The sequence below is a fragment of the Acidobacteriota bacterium genome (assembly GCA_016716435.1).
Classification (GTDB): Bacteria; Acidobacteriota; Blastocatellia; order Pyrinomonadales; family Pyrinomonadaceae; genus OLB17.
This window is the reverse complement of record JADJWI010000003.1, coordinates 444914-468108: the sequence shown is the minus strand read 5'-3', so window position 1 is coordinate 468108 and position 23195 is coordinate 444914. Positions and strand designations below refer to the sequence as shown.

26 protein-coding genes are annotated in these 23195 nt (G+C 55.9%); 4 read left to right on the top strand and 22 right to left on the bottom strand.

Translation table 11 applies throughout. The features are described 5' to 3' along the window. Positions 1-25: 25 nt before the first annotated feature. The 8 genes from IPM21_05405 to IPM21_05370 form a co-directional block, all read right to left on the bottom strand. Positions 26-1399, bottom strand: a complete 1374-nt coding sequence (locus IPM21_05405; GenBank protein MBK9163340.1) for an FAD-dependent oxidoreductase — start codon at positions 1397-1399, stop codon at positions 26-28. 785 nt (positions 1400-2184) lie between these two features. Beyond that, positions 2185-2328, bottom strand: a complete 144-nt coding sequence (locus IPM21_05400; GenBank protein ID MBK9163339.1) for a twin-arginine translocation signal domain-containing protein — start codon at positions 2326-2328, stop codon at positions 2185-2187. 3 nt (positions 2329-2331) lie between these two features. After that, positions 2332-3414 (bottom strand): NAD(P)/FAD-dependent oxidoreductase, encoded by a 1083-nt coding sequence (locus IPM21_05395; GenBank protein MBK9163338.1) that lies wholly within the window; start codon positions 3412-3414, stop codon positions 2332-2334. 12 nt (positions 3415-3426) lie between these two features. Beyond that, positions 3427-3720: an antibiotic biosynthesis monooxygenase gene (locus tag IPM21_05390; protein ID MBK9163337.1), complete on the bottom strand. Its 294-nt coding sequence runs from the start codon at positions 3718-3720 to the stop codon at positions 3427-3429. Positions 3721-4380: 660 nt separating this feature from the next. After that, entirely contained in the window at positions 4381-4758 is a 378-nt protein-coding gene (locus tag IPM21_05385; protein ID MBK9163336.1) for a type II toxin-antitoxin system VapC family toxin, read from the bottom strand. Beyond that, entirely contained in the window at positions 4759-4998 is a 240-nt protein-coding gene (locus tag IPM21_05380; protein MBK9163335.1) for a hypothetical protein, read from the bottom strand. 50 nt (positions 4999-5048) lie between these two features. After that, positions 5049-5852: a CbbQ/NirQ/NorQ/GpvN family protein gene (locus IPM21_05375; GenBank protein MBK9163334.1), complete on the bottom strand. Its 804-nt coding sequence runs from the start codon at positions 5850-5852 to the stop codon at positions 5049-5051. A gap of 96 nt (positions 5853-5948) precedes the next feature. Continuing rightward, positions 5949-7355: a DUF839 domain-containing protein gene (locus tag IPM21_05370; GenBank protein MBK9163333.1), complete on the bottom strand. Its 1407-nt coding sequence runs from the start codon at positions 7353-7355 to the stop codon at positions 5949-5951. 106 nt (positions 7356-7461) lie between these two features. Here IPM21_05370 and IPM21_05365 point away from each other — a divergent pair, with 106 nt between their 5' ends. Then, positions 7462-7929, top strand: a complete 468-nt coding sequence (locus IPM21_05365; protein ID MBK9163332.1) for a GNAT family N-acetyltransferase — start codon at positions 7462-7464, stop codon at positions 7927-7929. Between the two features lie 13 nt (positions 7930-7942). On the opposite strand, the gene IPM21_05360 is transcribed toward IPM21_05365, so the two are convergent. The 13 genes from IPM21_05360 to IPM21_05300 all read right to left on the bottom strand — a co-directional run bounded on the left by IPM21_05360 (position 7943) and on the right by IPM21_05300 (position 21134). Further along, a complete protein-coding gene (locus tag IPM21_05360; protein ID MBK9163331.1) occupies positions 7943-8665 on the bottom strand; it encodes a hypothetical protein in 723 nt (240 codons plus the stop codon). 31 nt (positions 8666-8696) lie between these two features. Continuing rightward, positions 8697-8888: a hypothetical protein gene (locus IPM21_05355; GenBank protein ID MBK9163330.1), complete on the bottom strand. Its 192-nt coding sequence runs from the start codon at positions 8886-8888 to the stop codon at positions 8697-8699. Between the two features lie 2 nt (positions 8889-8890). After that, positions 8891-9250 carry a carboxypeptidase regulatory-like domain-containing protein gene (locus IPM21_05350; protein MBK9163329.1) on the bottom strand — a complete coding sequence of 120 codons (360 nt, stop codon included), beginning with the start codon at positions 9248-9250 and terminating at the stop codon, positions 8891-8893. A gap of 450 nt (positions 9251-9700) precedes the next feature. Then, positions 9701-10489 carry a hypothetical protein gene (locus IPM21_05345; protein MBK9163328.1) on the bottom strand — a complete coding sequence of 263 codons (789 nt, stop codon included), beginning with the start codon at positions 10487-10489 and terminating at the stop codon, positions 9701-9703. A 25-nt stretch (positions 10490-10514) separates the two neighbouring features. Next, complete coding sequence (locus IPM21_05340; GenBank protein ID MBK9163327.1) at positions 10515-11096, bottom strand: methyltransferase domain-containing protein; 582 nt, start codon at positions 11094-11096, stop codon at positions 10515-10517. 5 nt (positions 11097-11101) lie between these two features. After that, a complete protein-coding gene (gene topA / locus IPM21_05335) occupies positions 11102-13621 on the bottom strand; it encodes a type I DNA topoisomerase (GenBank protein MBK9163326.1) in 2520 nt (839 codons plus the stop codon). 126 nt (positions 13622-13747) lie between these two features. Next, the gene (locus IPM21_05330; GenBank protein ID MBK9163325.1) at positions 13748-14536 is read right to left on the bottom strand and encodes a YkgJ family cysteine cluster protein; all 789 of its coding nucleotides are present in this window, start codon (positions 14534-14536) and stop codon (positions 13748-13750) included. A 9-nt stretch (positions 14537-14545) separates the two neighbouring features. Continuing rightward, positions 14546-15673 (bottom strand): DNA-protecting protein DprA, encoded by a 1128-nt coding sequence (gene dprA, locus IPM21_05325; GenBank protein MBK9163324.1) that lies wholly within the window; start codon positions 15671-15673, stop codon positions 14546-14548. A 328-nt stretch (positions 15674-16001) separates the two neighbouring features. Then, on the bottom strand, positions 16002-17129 hold the full coding sequence (locus tag IPM21_05320) for a M20 family metallopeptidase (GenBank protein ID MBK9163323.1): 1128 nt from the start codon (positions 17127-17129) through the stop codon (positions 16002-16004). After that, a complete protein-coding gene (locus tag IPM21_05315) occupies positions 17130-18083 on the bottom strand; it encodes a S1/P1 nuclease (protein MBK9163322.1) in 954 nt (317 codons plus the stop codon). A gap of 683 nt (positions 18084-18766) precedes the next feature. Next, positions 18767-20032, bottom strand: a complete 1266-nt coding sequence (locus tag IPM21_05310) for a beta-ketoacyl-[acyl-carrier-protein] synthase family protein (protein ID MBK9163321.1) — start codon at positions 20030-20032, stop codon at positions 18767-18769. Between the two features lie 14 nt (positions 20033-20046). Continuing rightward, positions 20047-20721 (bottom strand): thioredoxin domain-containing protein, encoded by a 675-nt coding sequence (locus tag IPM21_05305; protein MBK9163320.1) that lies wholly within the window; start codon positions 20719-20721, stop codon positions 20047-20049. A gap of 2 nt (positions 20722-20723) precedes the next feature. Continuing rightward, on the bottom strand, positions 20724-21134 hold the full coding sequence (locus IPM21_05300) for a disulfide bond formation protein B (GenBank protein MBK9163319.1): 411 nt from the start codon (positions 21132-21134) through the stop codon (positions 20724-20726). A gap of 174 nt (positions 21135-21308) precedes the next feature. Here IPM21_05300 and IPM21_05295 point away from each other — a divergent pair, with 174 nt between their 5' ends. The 3 genes from IPM21_05295 to IPM21_05285 all read left to right on the top strand — a co-directional run bounded on the left by IPM21_05295 (position 21309) and on the right by IPM21_05285 (position 22574). Next, positions 21309-21461 carry a hypothetical protein gene (locus IPM21_05295; protein MBK9163318.1) on the top strand — a complete coding sequence of 51 codons (153 nt, stop codon included), beginning with the start codon at positions 21309-21311 and terminating at the stop codon, positions 21459-21461. Beyond that, positions 21427-22008 (top strand): DUF2807 domain-containing protein, encoded by a 582-nt coding sequence (locus IPM21_05290; protein ID MBK9163317.1) that lies wholly within the window; start codon positions 21427-21429, stop codon positions 22006-22008. Before IPM21_05295 ends, IPM21_05290 begins: the two co-directional genes overlap by 35 nt. 104 nt (positions 22009-22112) lie before the next feature. Further along, positions 22113-22574 carry a hypothetical protein gene (locus IPM21_05285; protein MBK9163316.1) on the top strand — a complete coding sequence of 154 codons (462 nt, stop codon included), beginning with the start codon at positions 22113-22115 and terminating at the stop codon, positions 22572-22574. Here IPM21_05285 and IPM21_05280 read toward each other — a convergent pair. Next, positions 22571-22993 carry a nuclease A inhibitor family protein gene (locus tag IPM21_05280; GenBank protein MBK9163315.1) on the bottom strand — a complete coding sequence of 141 codons (423 nt, stop codon included), beginning with the start codon at positions 22991-22993 and terminating at the stop codon, positions 22571-22573. The genes IPM21_05285 and IPM21_05280 overlap by 4 nt on opposite strands. Between the last annotated feature and the right edge of the window lie 202 nt (positions 22994-23195).

Below are 23195 nucleotides of genomic sequence, written 5' to 3'. Positions count from 1 at the left end.
GAAACCCAACCCCAACTGTAAAGCCTTATTTCAACAAGCTTTCCGCGGCGGCCTCGCCGGTTTCGATGGCGCCTTCCATGAAGCCCTGCCAGTCGGCGATGTGTTCGCCGGCGAAAAGCACCTTCAGGTGCGGGCGGGCGAGGACCGGGCGGACGCCGAACCACTGGCCGGGCCGGTAGAGCGCGTATGCGCCTTCCGTATATTCATCCCGCTGCCAGGCATAGGAAGCAATGCCCTTGGCGAGGCGCGGGGCGTCGTCGTTAAAGTCGTGAAGGTCGCGGGTGATGATGTTCATCCGGCGGGTATCGTCCTGCGAGGCGAGGACGTCGGCTTTTTCGCCGATGGCGTATGCGGTCAGGATTCCCTCGCGGCCCGGTTGGTTTTGCGTTGAGTGGAAATAGTAATGCGAGGTCATGTCCGTGACCATCGAAAAGTTTTCGTCCTTCCAAAAGCGGTTCTCGTAATGGACAGAATTCTTGATGATCCGGGCGTAGATCAGCCTTTCCGCAGCGTTGCGTTGGTCCGCGGGGAGCGGCGGGTTGAACTTGATCTTTCGGAGCGATGCGACCGGTGTGGTGCAGATGCAGGCATCGGCGGTAAAGGTTTCATCGCCGGCCTTTACGGTCACAATGCCGCGCCGCTGGTTGATCTCAGAGACCTTCATCCCCGTCCGTATATTCGCATCGCCAATGCGGCGGGCGAGTTCATTGACAAGCCGCGAGTTGCCACCCGTCAGCTTGTAGTCCATCTGGTTCTGCGTTTTGCCTTTGACCTCCGGCTCTTCGTTGGCTGCATATTCGGCAAGTGCCCCGAAGGCCGATACGTGGCGGATCGATTCGCCAAAATCCGTGCTGTCCGCCAGCTCGCGAAGTATCAGATCCGGCTGAGTGAAGCCGGCGTCCGAGAGATGCGTCCACCAATCTTTCCGGTCGAGCATCCGCTGCTGGGCCGGTGTGAGCTTCTCGAATCCTTCGAGCAACTTGTCGAAGGCGGAGTTCGCCTGTGCCGAGAAATTCCACCCGCCGGGCCGGGAGACGCGGCCATTCTGCATCAGATAATCCTCAAACTGATGCTTCTGCAGCGGGATTTTGAAGTCGCTGCAGAGCGCCTTCAAACGTTCATGACTCTCACCAACCCACTCGGCGCCAAGTTCGCAGATCAGGCCGCCGCTGTCCGGCATCGTGTGCGAGAAGACCCGGCCCCCGACACGGTTGCGGGCTTCTAGAACGGTCACATCCCAGCCCGCGTTCTTCAGTTTGAATGCCGCCGAAAGCCCGGCAAGCCCGGAGCCAACAATGACGCAGGTCTTTGCTCGCCGCTGTGTGATTACGCTCGGCGCAACAGCAGCAACAGTCGTAGCGGCACCGATCCCTATGAGAAATGATCGTCTATTTAGCATTGGCGTTCTACTTGTGGTATTTCGGATTCAACTTCCAAGTGTCGGAAAAGCGATATGTCTGATGTTCGATCACCATCTACCTGATTTCCTCCACACGGATTTCTAGCCGGCAGACCGAATCTAGACTGCTTTCTGCGGCGGCGCTTCGAGGCTTGGTCGGAAAACAGCATCGAAGCGGTGCCGATTCGTTAGCGATTAAATTGATGCCTCAGGTCGTTTTGCGTCCCAAGTTCTTTGTGGTACAGATTATCGGAAATTAGTTGATTTTCCCACCTCGAATTCCGAGTAATCACATTCAAAGAGCGGCGGTTTGCTCGCTTATTAAATTGAATAGGTGCGATATGCCTCGAGATCAGGATTTAAAATGTGTTGCTTGTGGCGATTTGATTGATCTGTCACACCTTCCAGACAACTGTTTGCGATGTGGAGCAATTCTGCCGGCATATGAACGACCAAGAAAGGCACCTTGGTACTCGAGTTCACCAAACGCGGCTGCAATTGTGATTGTTTATATGTTTATCGCATTGCTTACAATCACGCCTCTCGGTTTTATGTGGTTTGGGTGGATTCCATTAGGAAACTTGGCGGTCGTTTTTTTCACTCATGTCATTATTCCGATAGCGATTTTTAGGAACTTAACGGATCGGAAATAGTATCTTCTACTGGCTGAAACGGTTGCGGACGTTCCCAGAATGGCTGCAATATCGTTTCCCGTATTATTGAGGTTACAGAAAATACAGGCCCAAGCGAGATTTTCGAGTCCTGACGGACTGCCGTGTTTTCGACTAAAGATATATTCGACCTGAAATTTGAAATAGGCGTCTTTCTCGGCGAGCCTGTCCGAAAACACCCTGCGAACCGACCGCAAGTCCCGCGGTCGTCGCACCCAAGATCTTCAAAAAATCACGGCGGTTCGTATCTTGTTTCATAGTCTACGCAGTCTTCTTTAGGGTTTCTTCGATCTCTTTCGCTGTTGTTCGGGCGGTGCGGCCGACGCCGATGAGGGTTGCCGAGGTGAAGCCGGTCCAGTTGCCGTAGCCGACGAGCCATAGGTTTGGCTCTTTTTCCGAACGCGTTCCGGATACTTTAACACGGCCGTTGTCTTCGACGACACCGAGCGGTGCGAGATGGTCGAGAGCCGATTTGAACCCGGTGCACCAAATGACGGCGTCCATCATTTCGGGTTCGTCGCCCTCTTGCCAGATCACACCGGCCTCAGTAAAGCGAACAAACGGACGGCGGGAAGTCAGCCTTCCCGCATCCCGCGCTTCGCGAACGGGCTCGACCATGACGATGCTGCCGAGCAAATCGTATGACTTTTTCGTCCCTGCCTCGCCTGTCGTTAGTGCCTTATATTTTTCGCTCGCGGCATCAAAGAGAACGCGGCCGTCGACATCGTCCGGCAAGTAGTTTGGCTCATCAAGCGTGACCCACGTCGCATCAGCCACGAGCGAGACTTCGGCCAAGATCTGTGCACCTGAATTTCCGCCGCCTACAATCAAAACGCGCTTTCCGGCAAATGCATCGGGTGATTCGTAGTTTGCGGAGTGGATCTCGACGCCGGAAAAAAGCGTGCGGCCTGGACAGTCCGGGATGAACGGCTTTTGCCACGTTCCGGTCGCGCTGACGATGGCTTTAGCGCTGATCTCGTCGCCGTTGGTAGCTACAGCGAAACGCTCGCCTTCCCGCCTTACGGAAGTAACAGTGACCGGCCTGCGAATCGGTAGTTCGTAACGCTCTTCGTACTGGCGAAGGTAGCTGAGCACCTCGTCGCGGGTCGGATATTTGTCGAGCCCGCCGCCAGGCATTAGCCAGCCTGGAAGCGAGCTCCACTGTGCCGGCGAAAACAGCCGCAGCGAACGCCAGCCATGCAGCCACGCTCCGCCGGGTTCGTTTTGTGCGTCTAGAATTACGTAGCGAAGGCCCGAGCGACGAAGATAATACCCAACCGCCAACCCGGCCTGCCCGCCGCCGATGACGACCACGTCGAGTTCGTTCTCTTCCAGGTCGGGCATCGGATGCGGCAATTAGCGGATCAATCTATAACGACGAATGTCAGCGGGCTCGGCGAGCAACTCGCCTAGCTTTTCGCGAGCGGCCGCCAGGTGGGCAGACTCAAGATGAGCGTCGAGCGACGCGTCATCAGTCCATTCCTCGATGAATGTAAAATCCGTTGGATCGGCCGTATTCTGATGAAGCTCATAAGTAACGCAGCCCGCCTCAGCACAAGTCGGCCCGATCAACCCAAGCGAGACCTCCCGCGTTTCATCAATGCTATCAATCTTTGATATCAAATGTGCTACGACTCGAATCATGGTCATATTTAAATTTACAAGATGCTGTACTACGTATTTAGAGAATGTCCGCACAACGAAACCAGGTTCAGTGGGCTTTCAATTCCTTTCCGCCAGACCGGTCAATTCCAATTTGGAAGTTGCGTTACTACGGGTTCGTATTGGCAGACGAACTCGACAATATAATCACCGCCGTAGATCAAGTAATGGTTTAACGGGATGATGTTCCCCTCTGCGTCAAATTGGCAACCTTCGTATGACTTAATCCAGGGAGAATCAAGGCAATGATACGCTAATCTCTCCCTGTTCAGTTTCCGCAGTACTGAACCAGCGCTGAGGAGCGCAGCCTTCATCAAAACAGGTAAAGGCGAGAACAGACTTACATTCGACGCGGAATTGCGTTCCGTCACTAGGACTTACCGTGATCTCTATTATTCCCGGCGACGTCTCTCCTCCGGTCTGAAAACGTGCAACAACGCTTGGATAAAATGCACGTGCAAACGGAACGTCCCATAGAACTAATTTAGCCATTGTTTGTTGTCTGCTGTTCAGGTTCCATGAATCAGATGATCGTCGTTACGATCTCGCGAATCGAGCGTTGGCGTTCGCGACGCTAAAAAGAAGATATCTCGCGTTAGTGTTCCGTAATGTACATCAACGCCTCTTCGCACGGGTACCGACCTTGAACTATGGATATTGGGCGAGAGTTAATTCAGGAATAAATCGAAAATCACGCATGTTCTTGGTCGCGAGTGTCTCGCCGAAAACGATAGCTGTCGCGGCTATTAATGAGTCGGCAATCAAGAGTCCGTGACTCAAATAAAAATCCTCAACTAGCTGTCTTGCTTTTGCTGAGACCTGTTCATCGATCTGCAGAGTCTCAAATCGGCTGAATAATTCAATCAACTCGCGCATGTGAGCCTTATTTTGGCTACCAACCAACAACTCCATTTCGGTGACAATGCTAAGCTTCAGCGACTTGCGGACATCGTGTCGGTCGAGCCAGTCCACGGCATCCGAATTTCCGTGCGTAAAGTCGATCAGAATATCCGAATCTATGAGCATCTAAGACGACTTTGGCCCCCAATGTGTTCTGCGGATATTGCGAACCCATTCCACACTGTCTTTCATATCGTCCCGATCTTTCCACATTCCAAATGACTTCTCATCGCGAAAAGACTTTTTCGGTGCCGCGGTCACACCCCCATCTCGCTTCCCTTTGAATAGCATGATCAACTTCTCGATCATTCCCCGCTCTCTTGGCTGCAGGGTTTCCAGCTCTTTTAATAGTTCTTCGTTCGTCATTGCAGAAACAGAATACTATCGTTGTAACCGCAAATACAAAAAACTTCCGGTCAGATGATTGTGGTTACGATCTCGCGAATCGAGCGTTGCAGTTCGCGGTCGTCGGTGATGGGTGAGACGATGGCGACCTCGGCGGCGTCGATGGGTGAGATGCCTTTGGCGATCATCTGGGCGGCGTAGATGAGCAGGCGGGTGGAGACGCCTTCTTCGAGGCCGTGGCCGCGTAGGTTCCTCACTTTTTGCCCGATCTTTACGAGGTCGGCGGCCATTGCTTCGTCGATGCCGCCTTCTTTTGCGACGATCGCCGCTTCGGCCTCGGCGTCCGGATAATCGAACTCAAGCGAGACGAACCGCTGCCGGGTAGATTGCTTGAGGTCCTTGAGGATCGATTGGTAACCGGGGTTGTACGAGACGACGAGCATGAACTCGGGCGGCGCTTCGATGATGGTGCCGCGTTTCTCCATCGGGAGCCGGCGGCGGTCGTCGGTCAGCGGATGGATGATAACCACCGTGTCCTTGCGTGCCTCGACGACCTCATCGAGATAGCAGATCGCCCCGGCACGAACCGCGGCCGTTAGCGGCCCGTCGTGCCAAACGGTCTCATCGCCCTCAAGCAGAAAGCGGCCGACCAGATCGGTCGAGGAAAGGTCCTCGTGACATGCAACCGTGATCAGCGGCCGGCCAAGCCGATGCGCCATGTATTCAACGAAGCGCGTCTTGCCGCAGCCCGTCGGGCCCTTCAAAAGAGCCGGAAGCTTGGCCGCGTAAGCCGCCTCAAAAAGTTCGACCTCTTTGCCGATCGGCAGGTAGTAGGGCTCATCCGCGACCCGGTATTTTTCGACCGCAAGTTCCATTAGAAAAATTATAAGAAGAAATCGCCCGAGATGCACACGAAAGAACCCGGGCGTTTTAAATGCCCGGGCCCTTGATCGCGATCCGGCTCGTCAATTTCAGCTTTTGAACTTTGACCAGTCGCCGCGGATCGCGAGCGTTACGCCCGCAAGCTGAAGATTGACGAAAAGCGTTGAGCCATCCGGCGAAAAGACCGAACCGGCAAATTCGCTCCGCGGAAATTCGGCCGAAGCATTGCGGGCAAAGTCGGCTATCTTGCCCTCGGCGGTGAGTATGCGGAGGTGGTTTATCGACTGCTGGCCGGCGTAGTCGCTGTCTTCGCAGATGAAGGTGAGCTCGCTTTTCGGCATCATGCAGATGTTGTCCGGCATGTGCAGAACTTTCGGGTCGGGCGACTCGAAAAGCAGCTTGAGCCTTCCGCCGTCGAGCCCGACGGGCTCGAACATCCAGACCTGGCCGCCCTTCTTGTCGCCGCCGCTGGTTGCGGTAAAGTGAACGCGGCGTGCGGGATCGATCGCGCAGCCCTCGAGCCGGGCAAATGACGCGGCCCCTTTGCCAAAGCCTTCCTGAAAGACGGCGTTCGGCTCGGTATCGGCGGCTTCCGGGTCGGGGTCGTCGATCGTGACCCAAACGGTCTCGAGGACCGTTCCCGGCTTCTGGCCCGTTCGGGTATCGAACTTCGGCCTGTCCTTAACGGCGAGCACCTGAAGCGTTCCGCCCTCGGCAAGCCGCTTGTTCCGCTTTGGGATGAACCGATAGAAACCCGAAGGATTGTAATCCTCGGTCAGGTAAACTATGCCGGTCTTTGGGTCAACCGCGACCGCTTCGTGGACGAACCTTCCCATCGCCTTGAGCGGCACGGGATTGACCTCCGAATTGGCCGAGGCCGGCACCTCAAAGCAATACCCATGCGGCACAGGATAGCCGCCGGTCTTTACGCCGCGGGAATTTGTGATCTCAGTGCGGCCGATGGTCGTTTCTTCGCAGGTGATCCAGCTTCCCCAGGGCGTCGGGCCGCCGGCACAATTTACAAGCGTGCCTGAAAGGCTGACGAAGTCGCGGATGAGCGTGTTTGTCTTTCGGTCGATGACCAGCGTGGTCGTGCCGCCGCCGGCCATCGGGTCGTAGTGGTTCTTCGAGCCGATCGCCGAGCCTTCGCGGGGAACGCGGCCATTGGTCACCTCATGGTTGCGGACGATGCGAAGCTCGTTGCCGACCTTGAACGTCCACTGCCCGTCGTGTGCCGGCGGCGTCGTCCGGCCGTCTGTCATCTTCGTGCCGCGTTTGCCAAAGACGTTGTATTCAAAGCCCTTCGGCAACGCAAGGAACGTCTCGCCGGTGTTTTTTGCAGCGGTTGGGAAAAGCTCGCCAAAGCCTGCCGCCCGAAAGCCTGAAAGATCGCCCGTCTGCAGAAACGCCTCGGCACGCCGCCCGAGCGAAGTCCCGGCAAGGGCAACTCCGCCTGTGAATACAGTTAGGTTCGCGAGAAATGATCGCCTGTTCATATGTGCTCCTCGGATTTTCGGCAGGTAGCTTTCAGAATAACTCTTCCCTGGCCCGTATTTCAATATTTGCACTCAGGTATGAATTTGATATGAATTATTAGCTGTGATGACGATAAGGCAAGCCGCGACGGCAGAGGACATCGAAGTACTGCGTGAGCTTTTTCGCGAGTATGAGGTATGGCTCGGGCTGAGCCTTTGTTTTCAGGGTTTTGAGGAAGAACTTGCCACGCTGCCGGGCAAATATGCACCACCCGAAGGCAGGCTTTATCTGGCAAGCGTCGGCGAGCAACCGGCTGGCTGTATTGCACTTCGAAGCCTCGGCAAAGGTGTCTGCGAGATGAAGCGGCTCTACCTTCGCGATAGTGCCCGCGGCCTCGGGCTCGGGCGGCGGTTGATCGAGCAGGTGATCGCCGATGCCCGCGAGCTTGGCTATCGCAAGATGCGGCTCGATACTTATCCGCCGAAAATGGGAAAAGCCGTAAGCCTGTATGAGTCCCACGGCTTTCGCCAGATCAATGCCTATTACGACAACCCGCACCCGGATACGCTCTACATGGAACTCGACCTGTTCTGAAATAAATCCCTGCTTAGATCCCTTGCCCGAAGCTGCCCGGATAAGCATTCGGCGGCGGCGGTGCCTGGCCGAATGCAGGCGGGGCAGTGTCAGGAAAAACCTGCCGGTAAGCGAACGCAAAAGCGACCATCACGAGCGGATAAACGAACAGCATTCCGAGGCACACGGCCATCATCCCGATAGTCAAAATAATGCCGCTAATGATGTAAAGCAAAACAAGGCCCGGCAGATTCATCCATGCCGACCTGGCGCTTAGGCCGAACGCTTCTCCGAACGATAGGTTTTTGTCGATAATCAGGGGAATCCAAAAAACGCAGGTCAAGCTCCAGACCATTGCTATGGCAAAGAACACGAGAGCGGCGATCAGGAACATGTTGATGGTTTCCTGCGGGGCATTCTCGATGCTGTCGATCATTTGCGACATGATCGTGATCGGGGCCCAGGGAAGCCCGGCGACAACGGCAGCGAAAAAAACGCGCCAGCTTTTGCCTTTGAAACCCTCGCCAAAAGCCGTTGAAAGGTCGTATTGTTCGCCGCGGAGCGCGCGAAAGACCATGGCGTAGATACCCGCCGTAAGGAAAGGAGCCAGAAGGCCGCCCGCCGGAATACAGCAAACGGCAACCAGCAGAATGGAGGTCACGCCAAAAAATGGCCAGTAGTTGCTGCTGAGCAGGCCCCAAGCATCGCTTACGGCAGTAAATGCGTTAACCGAAAACCGATTGTAGTCCGTGTACATAATGTTTTGCCGACTGCCCTAGCACCTCAGCCTATCGCCTTATGAGTTCCAAAATTCCGCCGATGAAGCCCGCGACGGCTCCGATGAGTTTCACAACGTCCATCACGCGATCCATTGCGTATGTCTCGCTTGGCACCGCCGGTTGGCTGACGGAATAGACAAACCACGCGAGCATAACGAACCCGAGTAAAAAAAGAAAGCCACTTTTGATCAACCGATTCATTGTCACTCCTCGTAGCGCCCGATAACTCCGATCATCTCTATTTCGATATCCGAATCCGGAGCGGCAAAGCCCGGAAACTCGATCTTTTCCCGCTGAACCATGTTCTGCTTTTTCGCGTTCAGCCGTAGCATTTGTATCGGCCCATGCCGTGCCGTTAACTCAAATCTTCCATCGGCACCGGTGGTGGCCGTCTGTACCGCTAAGGTCGGGCCGAACTCAACGGTCGCCCCCTCGACCGGTGTACTGCCATTCATCACACGCCCGCGAACAGTGGTGCTGAACGACATGCATCCGGACGAAACGATGACCAACATCGCTAAAGCGATAAATAGAGTTACTTGATTCTTAGTTTGTAGTCGCATATCTAAGGTGTCTCACCATTGAACTAGGTCTTCCGAAGTTGCGGGATGTTTAGCCCTTAAGCTCCGAACTTACCAACATTGGTTTCTGCGTAAGTTATCAGACTCCTCGCTCCTGACCACACAGTCTGACTCAGAGGCTTGTGAATGTCCTTAATTTTCCTGCTAATTTTTCCTTAATTTTGCTAATCGCTGCTAGTCACGCGCGTGTTAAGGGATAATCATCGTTTTCGACTGATGTCCAACATTGGGTTTTTGCATTCGGCATACGCCGACCTGCGGACCTAGAGTTGCGGCACAGTCCTCCAAGTTGCCGGTCAACGGGATTGCAAATAAACCAAATTCATTCGCGGATGGGATTTACGCGATGTCGTTTTGCTTTCGGCTGCAAATGATTGAAGCCGTAAGCCTTAGTAAGGCGAACGGCTTTTATCTAGTGCTCGGACGCAAAAGCTACTCCATTCCCTGGCCAAACGAAGTGCCGTACTCATGCGGCGAGGGTGGCTCCATCCGGAGGTTGCTCTCGATCGCCGGAAAGACCTGCCTGTAAGCAAATGCCCACGCGGCCCAAAAAAGCGGAAGTACAAAGAAAATGCCGATGCAGAGTGCAAGCACACCGGCGATCGCGATAAAGAAGCTCAGGATCGCGAGCACGACGATGCCGCCGACGTTGCTCCAAGCAGCCTTTGCGCTCAGCGTAAGTGCATCGACCGGGCCGATGTCGTGCTCTGCGATGAGCGGAAGGGCGAAGCTGAATGAGATCGCCCAGACGATCGAGACGACCAAAAAGACCAAGCCTAGTCCAAGGTATACAACCGAGATTCCTTCGGCCAAACCCGGTGCTGAAGATTCCTGAAAGAAAGTGCCGCCACCGAATGTTCCCCTTCCTTGCTCAAGAAAGATCGTCGAGATGTTCATCGTTGTATCGATAATCTGCCAGATGATGCCGGGGATCGACTGGATAAGGCCGACGACCATCGCCGGGACGAATTTCTCGAACCCCTTGAACATCATCCCGAAATCGACCGGCTCGCCACGCATATCGCGAAGCAGGGTGTAGTAAACACCCACGAGCACCGGGCCCATCATTATGTAATTGATGCACGGAATGCAGGAGATGATGACCCACGTCAGCAACGCAATGCCGAAGTACATCCAGTAGTTGGGCTTGATCAGATTCCAGCCATTGCTGATGCACCCTGAGGGGTCGATCGCACCGGGATAATATTGAAGATTGGACATAAGCGGGAAGAAAGCGGACGCCCTTTCAGCGCCCGAGCCATGTCAGCGTATAGGCCGGCGGGATGTTTTTCACGATCAGCGGGCTCCGCCGCGACCGGCCGTAACGCTTACGCATAAAATCTCTCAGCTTGATCGCCGAAGGCGAATAGTAGCCGTGGGCGTACTGATACATTCGGAACATGCAGCCCTCGGTCATCAGCTTTTCAACCTCAGCCAGGATCTTTCCGCCGACGTCATTTGGGAGCGAGACGAACGGCAGACAGCAAACGATATAGCCGACACGGCCGAGCCCCGAGCGGCGGTGGATCTCGGCGATGTCGGATGCATCGCCGGCGACGATATTCAGGTCATGGAAACTTCCACGAAGCGAACGCACAAGCGATGGGTCGATCTCAATGCCAAGGTAATTTTCTGAGTTCGCTCCGGCACTGCGAAGCTGTTTCGTGATGGCACCGGTGCCGACTCCGAGCTCGAGAACTATGTTGTCTGGCCCGGGCTCAATGCCCTTGACCATCGCCCGGGCGAGCTCCGGCGAGCTCGGGGCGATGGAGCCGACCGATGTCGGGTTTTTTAGAAAAGCCTGAAAGAACTGAATGCTCTCGTTCATAGCGCTCAAGCGGCGGGTGCGGCGGTGTCGCCCGCGGGGTCTGCCGCTTCGGATGTATCGACGATGGAAATCTTATAATCACACGCCTCATTTTTGCAATAGCGGACGGTGCCATCTTTTTTGGTGGTCTTCTGGAGCGTGATCGGTGCCGAGCATTCAGGACAGGGCTCGGGGATAGGTTTATCCCAAAATACTTCGTCGCATTTCGGGTAATTTGCGCAGCCGTAGAACGTCTTTCCGCGCTTCGATTTCTTGACCGCGATGTCGCCGCTGCACTTCGGGCAGGCGACGCCGATGGTCTCGCGTTTGATGTAATCGCATTTCGGATAATTTGAACACGAAATGAACTCGCCGAAGCGGCCCTGGCGGCGGACAAGCTGGCCGCCATCCTTCGGGCATATCTCATCTATCGGCTCGGGCGGCGGAGCGGGCTTTTGGTCGCCCTTTGCGATCTTGCGGATGTTCTTGCATTCCGGATAACCGGTGCAGCCATAGAACGGGCCGAACCGGCCTTTCTTGAGCGCCATCTCGCGGCCGCAGAGTTCACAGACCGGAACGGCCTCGGCCTCGCCCGATTCGCCATCGGCTGATTCGCTCGAACGCTTGCTCGCGACCTCGCGGGTGTTCTTGCACTCCGGATAATTGGAGCACGCCAGGAACTGCCCGAACCGGCCGAACTTGATCACCATTCCGGCGCCGCATTTTTCACAGATCTCGTCGGTCGGAATCGAGGTCTGCTTTTTGTTCTTGATGTTCTCGATCGCGTGCTCGAGGTCTTTGGCAAATTTATCGTAAAAGCCGCGGAGCGCAGTTCGCCAGTCGAGTTTGCCTTCCTCGATGTCGTCGAGGGCAAGCTCCATCCGGGCCGTGTATTCTGCGTTGAAAATATCGTCGAAACTCTCAAGTAAAAGGTCATTGACCGTCATCCCGAGCGGCGTCGGGTGAAAGCGGCCCTCGACCTTTTCAACGTACTCGCGATCCTGAATGGTGGTCATGATCGCCGCGTACGTCGATGGGCGGCCGATGCCTTTTTCTTCTAGTGCTTTGACGAGCGTGGCCTCAGAAAATCGCGGCGGCGGTTCGGTGAAATGCTGGTTGGGCGTAATGCCGTTGAGCTTGAGCGTTTCGCCTTCCTCTACTGCCGGGAGTTTGAGTTCGGCGTCGTCGTCCTCGCCGTCTTGCGGCTTATCGTCGCGGCCTTCCTGATAGACCTTTAGGAAGCCGTCAAACTTCTGGACCGAGCCCGTCGCACGAAACGTGAACCTTCCGGCCTTGATGTCGATGGTCGTTTGATCAAAGACAGCCGGCGTCATCTGCGACGCAACGAACCGCTGCCAGATCAGCCGATAAAGTTTCAGCTCATCCGGGCCGAGCAGCGAGCTCATGTCATCGGGCGTCCGATTCACGTCCGTCGGGCGGATGGCTTCGTGAGCATCCTGCGCGTCCTTTTTGCCTTTATATAGGTTTGCTTTGCCGGGCAGGTAGCTCTCGCCGTATTGCTTGCCGATATAGCCGCGGGCATTCTCGATGGCGGCCTCAGAGACCCGGACCGAGTCCGTACGCATATAGGTGATCAAGCCGACCCGGCCTTCGGTTGCGAGGTCGATACCTTCATAGAGCTTCTGCGCCGTCATCATTGTCCGCTTGACGGAGAAGCCGAGCTTGCGGGCCGCTTCCTGCTGGAGCTTTGAGGTAATGAAAGGCGGCGTTGCGTTTCGCTTGCGTTCCTTGCGGGTGACGGTCTCGACGACGAACGCTTCCTTTTCGGCCTCTGCGACTATCGCCGACGCTTCATCTGTCGTTTTGACGTGCGTTTCGCCGGGCTTGACGTCCTCATCAAACTTTCCGGTCTTGACCGATTTGTCTTCGATGCGCGAAAGCCTTGCTTCAAAGTTCGGAGGAAGAGCGGCGGCGAGGTTCGCGACGATCGACCAATATTCTGTCTTGACGAAAGCCTCGATCTCGCGTTCGCGTTCAACTACAAGACGGACGGCAACCGTCTGCACGCGGCCGGCTGAGAGCTTTCCGCCGATCGACTTCCATAGGATCGGCGAGACCTTGTAACCGACCAGGCGGTCGAGCACGCGGCGTGTTTGCTGGGCATTGACCAGGTTGCGGTCGATCTGTTTTGGCTCGACGAAGGCTTCCTTGATGGCGTTCCGCGTAATCTCATTGAACATCACGCGGAAAACGGCCTGGCCGCCTTTTTTCGGGACAATCTCTTCGGCAAGATGCTGGCAGATGGCCTCGCCTTCGCGGTCGGGGTCGGCAGCGAGAAAGATCGACTCGCTGGCCTTTGCCGCTTTCTTGAGCTCCGCGACTATCTTCTTATTATTGCGTTTTTTGGTGTCAGGAATTACTTCGTAGGTCGGCTCAAAATTGTTCTCGATATCAACCCCAAGTTCCTTGGCCGGCAGATCTTTGATGTGCCCGATCGAGGCGAGAACGGTATAGTCCTGCCCGAGGTATTTATTTATCGTTTTGGCCTTCGCCGGCGATTCTACTATTACAAGATTTTTTGACATCGGAAAAAAATAGTCAGATGCGTCTCTATCCAAAAGACGCTCTGACATTCTGACTTCTAACACCTCACGGCGAACTCTGTCAATCTGCCCTTTGACGATACGCCATACGAACTGTTTCGGCAAATCTTAAGTTTTCGGATGCGCCGGAGGGCGATCGGACTGCCCGTAAAGTGCGCTCCGCTCGGCGATCAATGCCTCGGCGGTCGCTAATTTTATTCCTTCAAACTCGAATTGCCGCCAAGTTTCGGCGGCCGGATCGAAGGAATGAATGGTCCGCTCCTCGCCGCCGGCAAGCGAGACGCGGATGCAAAGTTCGCGTTCATGCTCCGAGCGTTCGATCGCGACACGGGTGATGATCTCGGGGGAAGTCGGGGTTCGGTCGCGTTCGTCCAGTTTCATCCTCGCTGACATCATTTCATCAAGGCTCAAGAAAGGTTCAATGCCATAAGCTCTACGAAGAGCGTGGCAACGATCGCTCCCGGCCTCAAACTCGCGGCACATCTTTGGGCGGGTCTCATAAATTCGGCACGTGGCGTGCTCGCCGAGCGTTCCCTCAAGTTGGGCGCAGGCGAGTGTTTCTTCATCGCGGCGAACGTAGAGATCGACCTCCCATTCGCCATCGTCGTCGCTTTTTCTAACGCTCCACGTGAGCGCGCGATCCGGTTCCTCGCCGGGCCGAACCCCGACACAGAGCAGCGATGCGCAGCAGACGCCGCATTCTACGCAATCCGGTATTTCTGCATCGGGCGGAGTAACGATCGACTTTGCAACACGCGAGCTTAGCAGGTCGGTCTCTATTTGCGGAGGAAGAAGTTGCTCCCAGACCAGCTCATACATCCGGTTGATCGCCGGATAAAACTCATCTTCAGGGATCGACCGCTTGCGGGTTATCTGCACGAGCTCGGCTTTTTCCATTGTGCTTGGCTAGATCCTCCTCGCGTAATGCTTGCCCGGCAGGACGCGGATGAGGTCGCGGATATCGAGCCCGACAAGTGCGCTATTGAGGTCGCCGAACGATAGCCCGGTCGCTTCGAGCAGGACGTCGATGTGCATGGGCTCATCGGGCTGCAAATTTTGCCAGACCTTTTTCTCGGCCGAAGAAAGTCCAGAAGGTTCGAGCTCGGGCTGCGAGGCGGCGGTGCCGTTTTCGTCCTTTACCATCTTTGGCGGGAGTATGGTCGCCGTTATCTCGTTCGGCAGTTCGGCGACGACGTCCTGCCACTGCTGGACGAGCTTTGCGCCGGCTTTGATCAGGTAGTTTGTGCCGATCGATGTGCGCGAAGTTATGTTGCCCGGAACGGCCATCACTTCACGGCCCTGCTCGGTCGCCAACCGGGCAGTGATCAGCGAACCGCTCCGCTCCGAGGCCTCGACCAGAACAACAGCGAGGCTCAGGCCGCTGATGATCCGATTGCGGTAAGGGAAATTTTCCTTTAGCGGCGGCGTGCCGAGCGGAAACTGAGAGACGATGGCGCCGCCCTCGGCGATGATCTCATCGGCGAGCTTTTGATTTTCTTTTGGATAAGGATCGTCAAGGCCCGTGCCTATTACAGCGATGGTCCGCCCGCCGGCAGAGATCGCCCCGCGATGGGCCGAGGTATCGATCCCGCGGGCAAAACCGGAGACGACCGTGAAGCCTTGGCCCGCGAGGTCGCGCGAAAGCATCTCGGAGGCATTGCGGCCATAGGTCGAGCAATTTCGCGAACCGACGACCGCGACGCACGGCTGATCAAAACAGGCCTGCCAGTCGCCGCGGACGTAGAGCGTCATTGGCGGATCGGCGATCTCACGGAGCAAGGCCGGATAGCTGCCGTCATCAAGCACGAGGATGTCGCCGCCGAGCGATTTTACGCGGTCAAGCTCTTCGCCGGCCTTCGGCTCAAACTCGCGCTTCATTATGCTCTCAATGGTCTCGGGGCGAAGCCGAAGCTCCTCAAGCTCGCGCCGCCGGGCCGCAAAAACACCCTCCGGCGAACCGAACCGCTCAAGCAGCTTCGTCGCCGCCCGCGGCCCAACCCCCGGCGTCATATTAAGAGCGATCCAAAGAATCATAAAAGCAAGGATAAAGGGGGGGGAGGAGGATAAAGGTTAAAATCAAGAAACTCCCGCCACAAAGAGCCGTCTGAAGGTACCGGTCATAGGACTTGGACGTAGCTCGACGCTTTCGACAGGCCCTTTCTTAACCCTTATTGCCAACAATTCAACGCGTCCCTGACGTTCTTTCGTCCCTTCTCACGGCGTTGATACTAGTGGGTAGTTGCCACGAGATTAAGACCCACCCAGGATCACTCTCGCGCCCTGCGGTTTGAAGACTTCGGCCTCACCGGACAGGATGCCTCCGAATCAAATTCCTACTATGCGTCCGATTGACCTTGGTCGCCTAAAGCAAAGTTACTAGAGTTGCCCGCTTCGCAATATCGCTCACCAAAATATGTTCGTTCAGCGTGTGGGCTCCGTTGCCGGCTATGCCTAGGCCGTCGAGGACGGGGATGCCGAGGGCGCCGACGAAGTTTCCGTCGGAGGCGCCGCCGACCTGGGTTTCGCCTAGCTCGTAATCGAACGAGGCGGCGGTCTCGCGGGCTTTCTCAAAAAGAGCGACTACCGCATCGGTCCGTTCCATCGGCGGGCGGTTGATGCCGCCTGTGACCTCAAGCGAGACGCGTTCATCGACCGGCGTGAGTGCCTTTATCGCCGCGTCGATCCGCTCGGCCTCGGCCATCGACGTAAACCGGACATCGACGGTGCACTCGGCGTGTTCGGGAATGACGTTCGTCGTCGTCCCGCCGCTTGCAGTGCAAACGTTGACTGTCGTGCCGGCCTCGGGCGAGTTCATCGCGTGGAGCCGCTCGATCTGCCGCGAGAGCTCAAGTATCGCACTTGCGCCCTTTTCGGGGTCGAGCCCCGCGTGGGCCGGAACGCCGTGGGCCCTGACGACATACATGCCCGTGCCCTTGCGGCCGGTCTTTACGCGGCCCGCAGCCGAGGGCTCAAAGACAAGGCAGTGTTCGGCAAGCTTAGCCTCGCGTTCAACGTATTCGCGGCCCGTGTAGCTGCCGACCTCTTCATCACAGGAAAGCAAAATATTGATCGGCCGCGAGGGCCGCGTCCCGCTCGTCTTGAAATAGCGAAACGCCTCGAGCATCAAGACGATGTTCGCCTTCATATCAAAAATGCCGCAGCCGTAAAAGCGGTCGCCCTCGATCCGCGTCGGGTTCTTCGCTTTAGTTCCGACCGGATGGACCGTGTCCGTATGCCCAAGCAGTAGCACCGGCTTCGCTTCGCCCGGGAACGCGCGGATAATCAGATGATCGCCGTCATTCTCGGTCGGGTAACGCTCAATGGCGAGATCAAGTCCCGTCGCCCTCGCCGCATTCTCGACCCAATCGACCACCTCGCGGCTCCGCTCGGCGTCATGCGAAGGCGACTCGATCTCGACGATCTCGCGGATCTGCTCGATGATCGCATCGCGGCGGCCTTCAAAATATTCAAGCGTTTCTCTGGGCGTCATTTATCTCCCGAAAATATCGTTCAGCGTTTCGCCCATTCGGTAGCCGGCCAGGGTCAGGCGGCGTTCGGAAACGCTGAGAGCGTTGCGGCGGTAAGCGTCGCTTGGGGTCTCAAAGCGTTTGAGGTCTGAGCGGAAGACCTCCGTCTGAGCGAGCTTGAGGCTTTCGTCTTTCCACAATGTGTAATTTGAAAGAGCAAGCCCGCCCTTCTCTGCCTCTATGCTGTAACGTGATGTGAATGCCTCGGCGATGTGCTTTACGTAGCAACCCTCACAGAAGCCGAAATCAAAAGGAATGTTCCGCGGGACGATCGAATCCCAGAACCAATGCAGATTTTGCTGATCGGCTCGCGGCGTGCCTTCGGGTGTGATCTGAACGGTGTTGCCGCCGAGGTCGCCGTTCGGCTCGCGGTCCGTCACGCGGCTTGAGGTATGAAGCGGTTGGTGGATGTCTCCGCCGATATGGAGAAACCAAGCAAGGGCGATCGCTTTGTCCTTGTCGCTCACAGCCGGGTCGCGAAGCGCCTTTTCAAATTCGGCGAGCTTTTCTATCGCCTGGCCGTCCGGCCTTTTGTCCGCGATCAACTCGGCCCGGCCGCCGACCTCTCGCCAAAAGACCGACGTATAGTGCCAATCGCCCTTGTGATATTTCTCATAGCGGACCGGGAATGCTCGGTCGCGGACGATGTCTGCCCAGGTCGGCACGAGCATGAAATATTCAAGCTGCTTGTCCGCCTCGGAGCGAACTCCGTAGGACTGATAGTAAACCGAAAGGTGCGAGTCTTCCGGTGCCGAACGGAGTATCTTGATAACGTTCTCGCGGGCCTTCGGCGACATCCGCTGCCAGGCTATATAGCCGGTTATCTTGTGGCCGACGTCGTCCCAAGCAAATGCCGGAGAGGCGAAAAAAATGGAAATCAGCGCTACTAGGACTGTCTTGATACAAAGTGAGGTCATCGGCTTCTCCTGAATCGTTTAACACGAGTTTACCGAATATACGATCGAAGAGAAAGATTCGTCGCTCTTTTGCGTCTATTGAAATAGGGAAAACCAAAGCGGGGTACGAAACATCTTAAATAATGCAAAAACTTTCCCCGTTGAGCGTTCTACTTACAGCGGAAATCACGCGTTAATAAACGGGTGTGGGAAGCAAGGAAAGGGATACATGCAAAACGTTATCGAAAACTCGGTTAACTACAGCCCCGCGGCCTCTGCCGACGGTGCAACCCGGGTAAAGCGGATCGGCATCATAGGAAAACTCTTCGGATGCTGGCACAAACGTTTGAGCCGGCCCTTTTCCGAAAGGAACGTCTCCTATCGGTCCTGCCTTGAGTGCGGCGCGCGGAGAAAGTTTGACACCGAGAGTTTTAGGACCTCGGGTCCCTTCTATTACCCTTCCACGGTGCGGCCGGAGAATTTCTGAGCAACACCTTATACCTGTCTTTATCACCTACCATAAATACCTACCGAGTGCGGCCGACCAATAAGGCCGCACTCTTTAATTTTAGAGCTCGATATTTTATTTTGCCACAGAGGGCACAGAGAGAACGGAGAAATCTTTGTCGCTGTTTATCATTCTTAGGAAAATCGATCACGAACATCGATCCATAAAAACTCCATGTCCTCTGTGCTCTCTGTGGCTAAATTTTTCGTAAAACCAGAGCGGAGTTCTTTGACCCGAAGCCGATGCAGTTGCAGAGTGCAATATTTACATCATACTCGCGGGCTGTGTTTGGGGTGTAGTTGAGGTCGCAGGCCGGGTCGGGTTCGTCGAGGTTGATGGTCGGGGCGACGACGCCCGTCTTGAGCGTCATCAGCGTAGAGGCGATGCCGGCGGCTCCGGCGGCTCCCTGCGGATGGCCGACCTGAGATTTGGTCGCGGACATCGGCACGCCGTAAGCGTGATCGCCGAGCGCGATCTTGACCGCCCGCGTTTCGATGCGGTCGTTGAGTTGCGTGCTCGTGCCGTGGAGATTTACGTAACCTATCTCCTCGCGTCTGACGCCGGCATCGGCCATCGCAAGGGACATTGCGCGTGCGGGCTCGACGCCATTCTCCTCAAGCCGGACGCGATGATAGGCATCGCACGTCGCTCCGTAGCCCGCGACCTCGGCATAGATCTCAGCACCGCGGCGGCGGGCCGATTCGTAGTCCTCAAGGACAAAGATCCACGAACCTTCTGAGATGACGATGCCCGAGCGATCAAGCGAAAATGGCCGCGAGGCCCGCTCCGGCTCGTCGTTCCATTTATCGGTGACGACCGTCATCACCTCAAATCCGCGCAAGATGCCGGGAGCGATCGGCGAATCGACACCGCCGGCAAGCATCCGGTCGACGCGGCCGAGTGCGATGTGTTCGGCGGCGTAAAAGATGGCATCGGTCGAGGACGTGCAGCCGGTCGAAATGACATGGGAAAGCCCATGGAGCGAGAAACGCATCGAAAGCTCGGATGAAAGCCCGCCGTGCGTTGACGAGGGAATGGTGTAGATACTGCCCTTCTTTTCGTTTCCGGAAAACCAGTGGCCGAACTGCCGCTCAGTAAATGCGAGCCCGCCGCCGCCGGTACCGATAACGACGCCAAAAGCTCGCTGCTCTCCTTCCGTGAGTTGCGCAGGATCAATGCCGGAATCGGCCAATGCCTCGGTCGCAGATATAAGCGCAAGCGGAACTGTTCGGGGAACGTGTTTGCGATCCTGCGGCGAGAGGAGCGAATCGATATCAAGCCCCTCGACCTCGCCAGCAACGCGGACCTTGAAGCCAGAGGCATCAAAGCCGCTGATCGTCCGCGTGCCGCTCCTGCCCTCGCGAAGCGATTCCCAAAATGCGTCGCGGCCGATGCCGAGCGGCGTCGCGCAGCCCATGCCCGTTATCACCACTCGCCGCGGCTCTGAAAACCCCTTGTACATAAAATTGCAGCGGTCTAGCGGTTCATTTCCTGTTGGATCATCGACCGCAGCTCGGGCTCGCTCAGGCGAAGCATCCGGCGGCCATTGACGAAAAACGTCGGCGTTCCGCGAACACCGGCCGCACGGCCGTCGGCAAAGTCGCGCTCGACCTTTTGGTTGTGCTTCGGGTCGCCGACCGAAGCTTTGAGTTGCTCCATATTAAGCCCAAGCTCGCCCGCCCATTTATCAAAAAGCGTGCTCGGTTCGGGCCGTGCGGGCTGCGGTCCGCCGCCGTGGATCTCGCCCCACATCGATTGATTGACGAACATCTTATCCATCATTTCCCAATACTTGCCCTGCTCGCCGGCGGCCTCAAGATATGCTGCGGCAAGCCGGGAATTTTTGTGGAAGGGCATATAGCGAATGACGAGCCGGACATTGCCCTGAAACTCACTCATCACCTTCTTGACCGTCGGCCCAAACGCGGCGCAGGATTCGCACTCGGGGTCGAGAAATTCGACGACCGTGACCTTTGCATTCTCCGGCCCGAGCGTTGGGCTATCCGGTCGGATCAGGGTCTGCACAACCTCGGCCTTGTCTATCGTCTGGACGGCCGGTACGCTCGATTTCTGGTAAAGAAATATGCCAATAACGGAGGCGGCGACTATCACGCCGCCAACAAATAAAAGGTTTCGAACTTCTTTTGTCATTACTATTCTTTAACTTCTGCAACGGGACGGTAAACGATCAAACACAAAAGTATCATGGCAAACGAGCCAAGCGACATCAGCGGGATGGTGATAAAACCGAAAAGCTCAAGCTGACGCGCATTGCAGGGAACACCCTCGGTACACGGCGTTATTTCTTCCGGAATGAAGCCGTAGTAGAGCAAATTGTGGTAAACCGCGATGGCAAGGCCGATAACTGTTAGTACCATCGCATATCGCCGCCAGCCCGCATCACGATACGCAATGCCGATGCCGATTATCACCACCAGCGGGTAAAGCGCGATCCGCTGATACCAGCAAAGCTCGCACGGCGGAAATTCAAGCACCTCGCTGAGAATAAGGCTCCCGACCAGGCCGGCAAGCGCAATCGCCCATGCCGCATAGGCCGCCGCGATCGGGCCGCCTGTGGCCGAAAGGTTCTCTCCTGTTTCGCTCACACTGATATTTAACCATTGCGCTGTGCTGAAGGTGAACTGGCCCTCGACCGATTTTTTTGCCGGGAGCGGAACTTTTCCGCTGGCCGGGTCGTTAGACTCAATTGTCACAAGGCGGTTGGAGGTATTTTTACAGTGAAAAAGATCGGAATTCTTATATTTATTTTAACTCTGGTGGTCGGGGTCGTGATCGGCAGCCTGTTCTCGTTCGGCAAGGTCTCGGCGGGTAAACTGGTCAATTTTTCTTTTGGTAATGGGGTCCGCGGCTCGGGGCAACGTCGTTTCTGAACAGCGTTCGGTTGCGGCTTTTGAGGGCATCAAGGTCAGCGGGATTTTCCGCGTTGAGGCGGTCGCCGGCCGCGAACAGAGCGTCGAGATCGAAGCGGATGACAACCTTCTTCCGCTGATCACGACCGAGGTCCGCGACGGTATGCTTGTCATCTCTACCAAGGAAAGCATTCGGCCGAGGAGCACGCTCGTCGTTCGAGTATCGAACCCGACGATCGCAAAGATCCAAAGTTCGGGCGTGGCAAAGGTCACGGCTTCGGAACTCTCAGGCCCGTTCGAGCTCGATATGAGCGGAGCCTCCAAGGCCGAGCTGAGGGGCAATGTCAGCGAGCTGAAGGTCAGGGTCAGCGGTGCCGCAAAGATCGAAGCGACCGAGCTTGAGGCCGCAAATGCTGAGGTCCGGGCAAGCGGTGCCTGCAAGGTCAATGTCTCGGTAACCGGCGAGCTGAAAGCCACCGCCAGCGGAGCAAGCAAGATCTATTACACCGGCGAGCCGGCGAGTCTGATCAAGAACGCTACCGGTGCTTCCAAGGTGAAGCAAATGTAGGGTGAAGACCGTTCCTCCCTTCACCTAAACAGGGGCCCGATCTGCGGAGGCAAAGCCGCATTTCGGGCTTTTTCATTTCCTACAATTGGCCTTAAAATTCTGCCATGGCGATATTGCTCAAAGAGCGGACCCACCTTCTCGCGACGACCGCCGTGCTCGCGATCCTATTTCTGGCGGTCGTGCAGATCGTACGCGTTAACCGCGAAGAACCGCCGAAACCCGTTGTTGTGCAAAAGACCTTTACCAGTGGAAACTTCGCCGGCGGTGAGGTCCAGATCGCTCCAGGCACTGCACAGGAATTCCCTTTTGAATTGAATCGGCGAACCCGGCTCCGCGGTTCATTTGAGACTCCGAACGAAAAGCTCAAGGTCGATCTTTTCGTCATAAAAGCGGAGGACAGGCCGAAGTGGGAAGCACGGGCAGAGTTCAAGGCCGAATTAGCGATCCGCAATCTCTCGACTGCGGAAACGAACCTGACCCTCGGGCCCGGTGATTATATTCTTATCCTAGACAACCGCAGCGGTAAGGAAGATGTCATGGCCACGGTCAATTACTCGGTCGATTAGGTCTCAACCGCCCGCGTCCGGAACCCCGCAACTGTGCCATCTTCCGCTTTACCGAATACAAGAATTTCTATCTGGACCCGTCCGGTCCGCACAACGTGCAGATCGGTCAGGTGATCCTCAAGGTATTCTCTGATCTTCGAATACGCCGCAGTCCGCTTCCGGTCAGCGGCCGTGTGCCATTCTTTTTTGGCGGACAGGCGATTGAAAAAATTATCGAACGAGATTTCTTCAATGTCTTTCGAAGTGGCTTTTGAGAGCGGCCGAATTTCCGGCTCGCTGTCCTCCGTCTGGAACGGTTCAAGCTCGGCGTCGGTTTCGCTGATGTAGATCACGCCCTGGGTCAACTCGGTCAGTTCTTCGATCGAGAATACTTTCTTTTTTATTGCCGAACGAAGATTTTTTTTCGTTTTTTTGGTCATTTTCGGGTCCGTTTTCGGCCTTGCATGTGCCCCAATTTGGCTCCAAATCATTGTAGAAAAAAGGGCTTAGAAGCAAAAATCGGCCACTCCGATTTTCTGTGGATTTTCGTTTGCAATGGGTGTTTCCCTATGTTAATCTGGCACCCGTTTCGAACGAGTTCACCCTTGTAAATAGTTGAAAACAAATAACTTAAAGTGTCAC

Coding starts and splice junctions, on each gene's coding strand:
- IPM21_05405 (MBK9163340.1), bottom strand. CDS start 1,399: ATGCTAAATAGACGATCATTTCTCATAGGGATCGGTGCCGCTACGACT.
- IPM21_05400 (MBK9163339.1), bottom strand. CDS start 2,328: ATGAAACAAGATACGAACCGCCGTGATTTTTTGAAGATCTTGGGTGCG.
- IPM21_05395 (MBK9163338.1), bottom strand. CDS start 3,414: ATGCCCGACCTGGAAGAGAACGAACTCGACGTGGTCGTCATCGGCGGC.
- IPM21_05390 (MBK9163337.1), bottom strand. CDS start 3,720: ATGACCATGATTCGAGTCGTAGCACATTTGATATCAAAGATTGATAGC.
- IPM21_05385 (MBK9163336.1), bottom strand. CDS start 4,758: ATGCTCATAGATTCGGATATTCTGATCGACTTTACGCACGGAAATTCG.
- IPM21_05380 (MBK9163335.1), bottom strand. CDS start 4,998: ATGACGAACGAAGAACTATTAAAAGAGCTGGAAACCCTGCAGCCAAGA.
- IPM21_05375 (MBK9163334.1), bottom strand. CDS start 5,852: ATGGAACTTGCGGTCGAAAAATACCGGGTCGCGGATGAGCCCTACTAC.
- IPM21_05370 (MBK9163333.1), bottom strand. CDS start 7,355: ATGAACAGGCGATCATTTCTCGCGAACCTAACTGTATTCACAGGCGGA.
- IPM21_05365 (MBK9163332.1), top strand. CDS start 7,462: ATGACGATAAGGCAAGCCGCGACGGCAGAGGACATCGAAGTACTGCGT.
- IPM21_05360 (MBK9163331.1), bottom strand. CDS start 8,665: ATGTACACGGACTACAATCGGTTTTCGGTTAACGCATTTACTGCCGTA.
- IPM21_05355 (MBK9163330.1), bottom strand. CDS start 8,888: ATGAATCGGTTGATCAAAAGTGGCTTTCTTTTTTTACTCGGGTTCGTT.
- IPM21_05350 (MBK9163329.1), bottom strand. CDS start 9,250: ATGCGACTACAAACTAAGAATCAAGTAACTCTATTTATCGCTTTAGCG.
- IPM21_05345 (MBK9163328.1), bottom strand. CDS start 10,489: ATGTCCAATCTTCAATATTATCCCGGTGCGATCGACCCCTCAGGGTGC.
- IPM21_05340 (MBK9163327.1), bottom strand. CDS start 11,096: ATGAACGAGAGCATTCAGTTCTTTCAGGCTTTTCTAAAAAACCCGACA.
- topA (MBK9163326.1), bottom strand. CDS start 13,621: ATGTCAAAAAATCTTGTAATAGTAGAATCGCCGGCGAAGGCCAAAACG.
- IPM21_05330 (MBK9163325.1), bottom strand. CDS start 14,536: ATGGAAAAAGCCGAGCTCGTGCAGATAACCCGCAAGCGGTCGATCCCT.
- dprA (MBK9163324.1), bottom strand. CDS start 15,673: ATGATTCTTTGGATCGCTCTTAATATGACGCCGGGGGTTGGGCCGCGG.
- IPM21_05320 (MBK9163323.1), bottom strand. CDS start 17,129: ATGACGCCCAGAGAAACGCTTGAATATTTTGAAGGCCGCCGCGATGCG.
- IPM21_05315 (MBK9163322.1), bottom strand. CDS start 18,083: ATGACCTCACTTTGTATCAAGACAGTCCTAGTAGCGCTGATTTCCATT.
- IPM21_05310 (MBK9163321.1), bottom strand. CDS start 20,032: ATGTACAAGGGGTTTTCAGAGCCGCGGCGAGTGGTGATAACGGGCATG.
- IPM21_05305 (MBK9163320.1), bottom strand. CDS start 20,721: ATGACAAAAGAAGTTCGAAACCTTTTATTTGTTGGCGGCGTGATAGTC.
- IPM21_05290 (MBK9163317.1), top strand. CDS start 21,427: ATGGGGTCCGCGGCTCGGGGCAACGTCGTTTCTGAACAGCGTTCGGTT.
- IPM21_05285 (MBK9163316.1), top strand. CDS start 22,113: ATGGCGATATTGCTCAAAGAGCGGACCCACCTTCTCGCGACGACCGCC.
- IPM21_05280 (MBK9163315.1), bottom strand. CDS start 22,993: ATGACCAAAAAAACGAAAAAAAATCTTCGTTCGGCAATAAAAAAGAAA.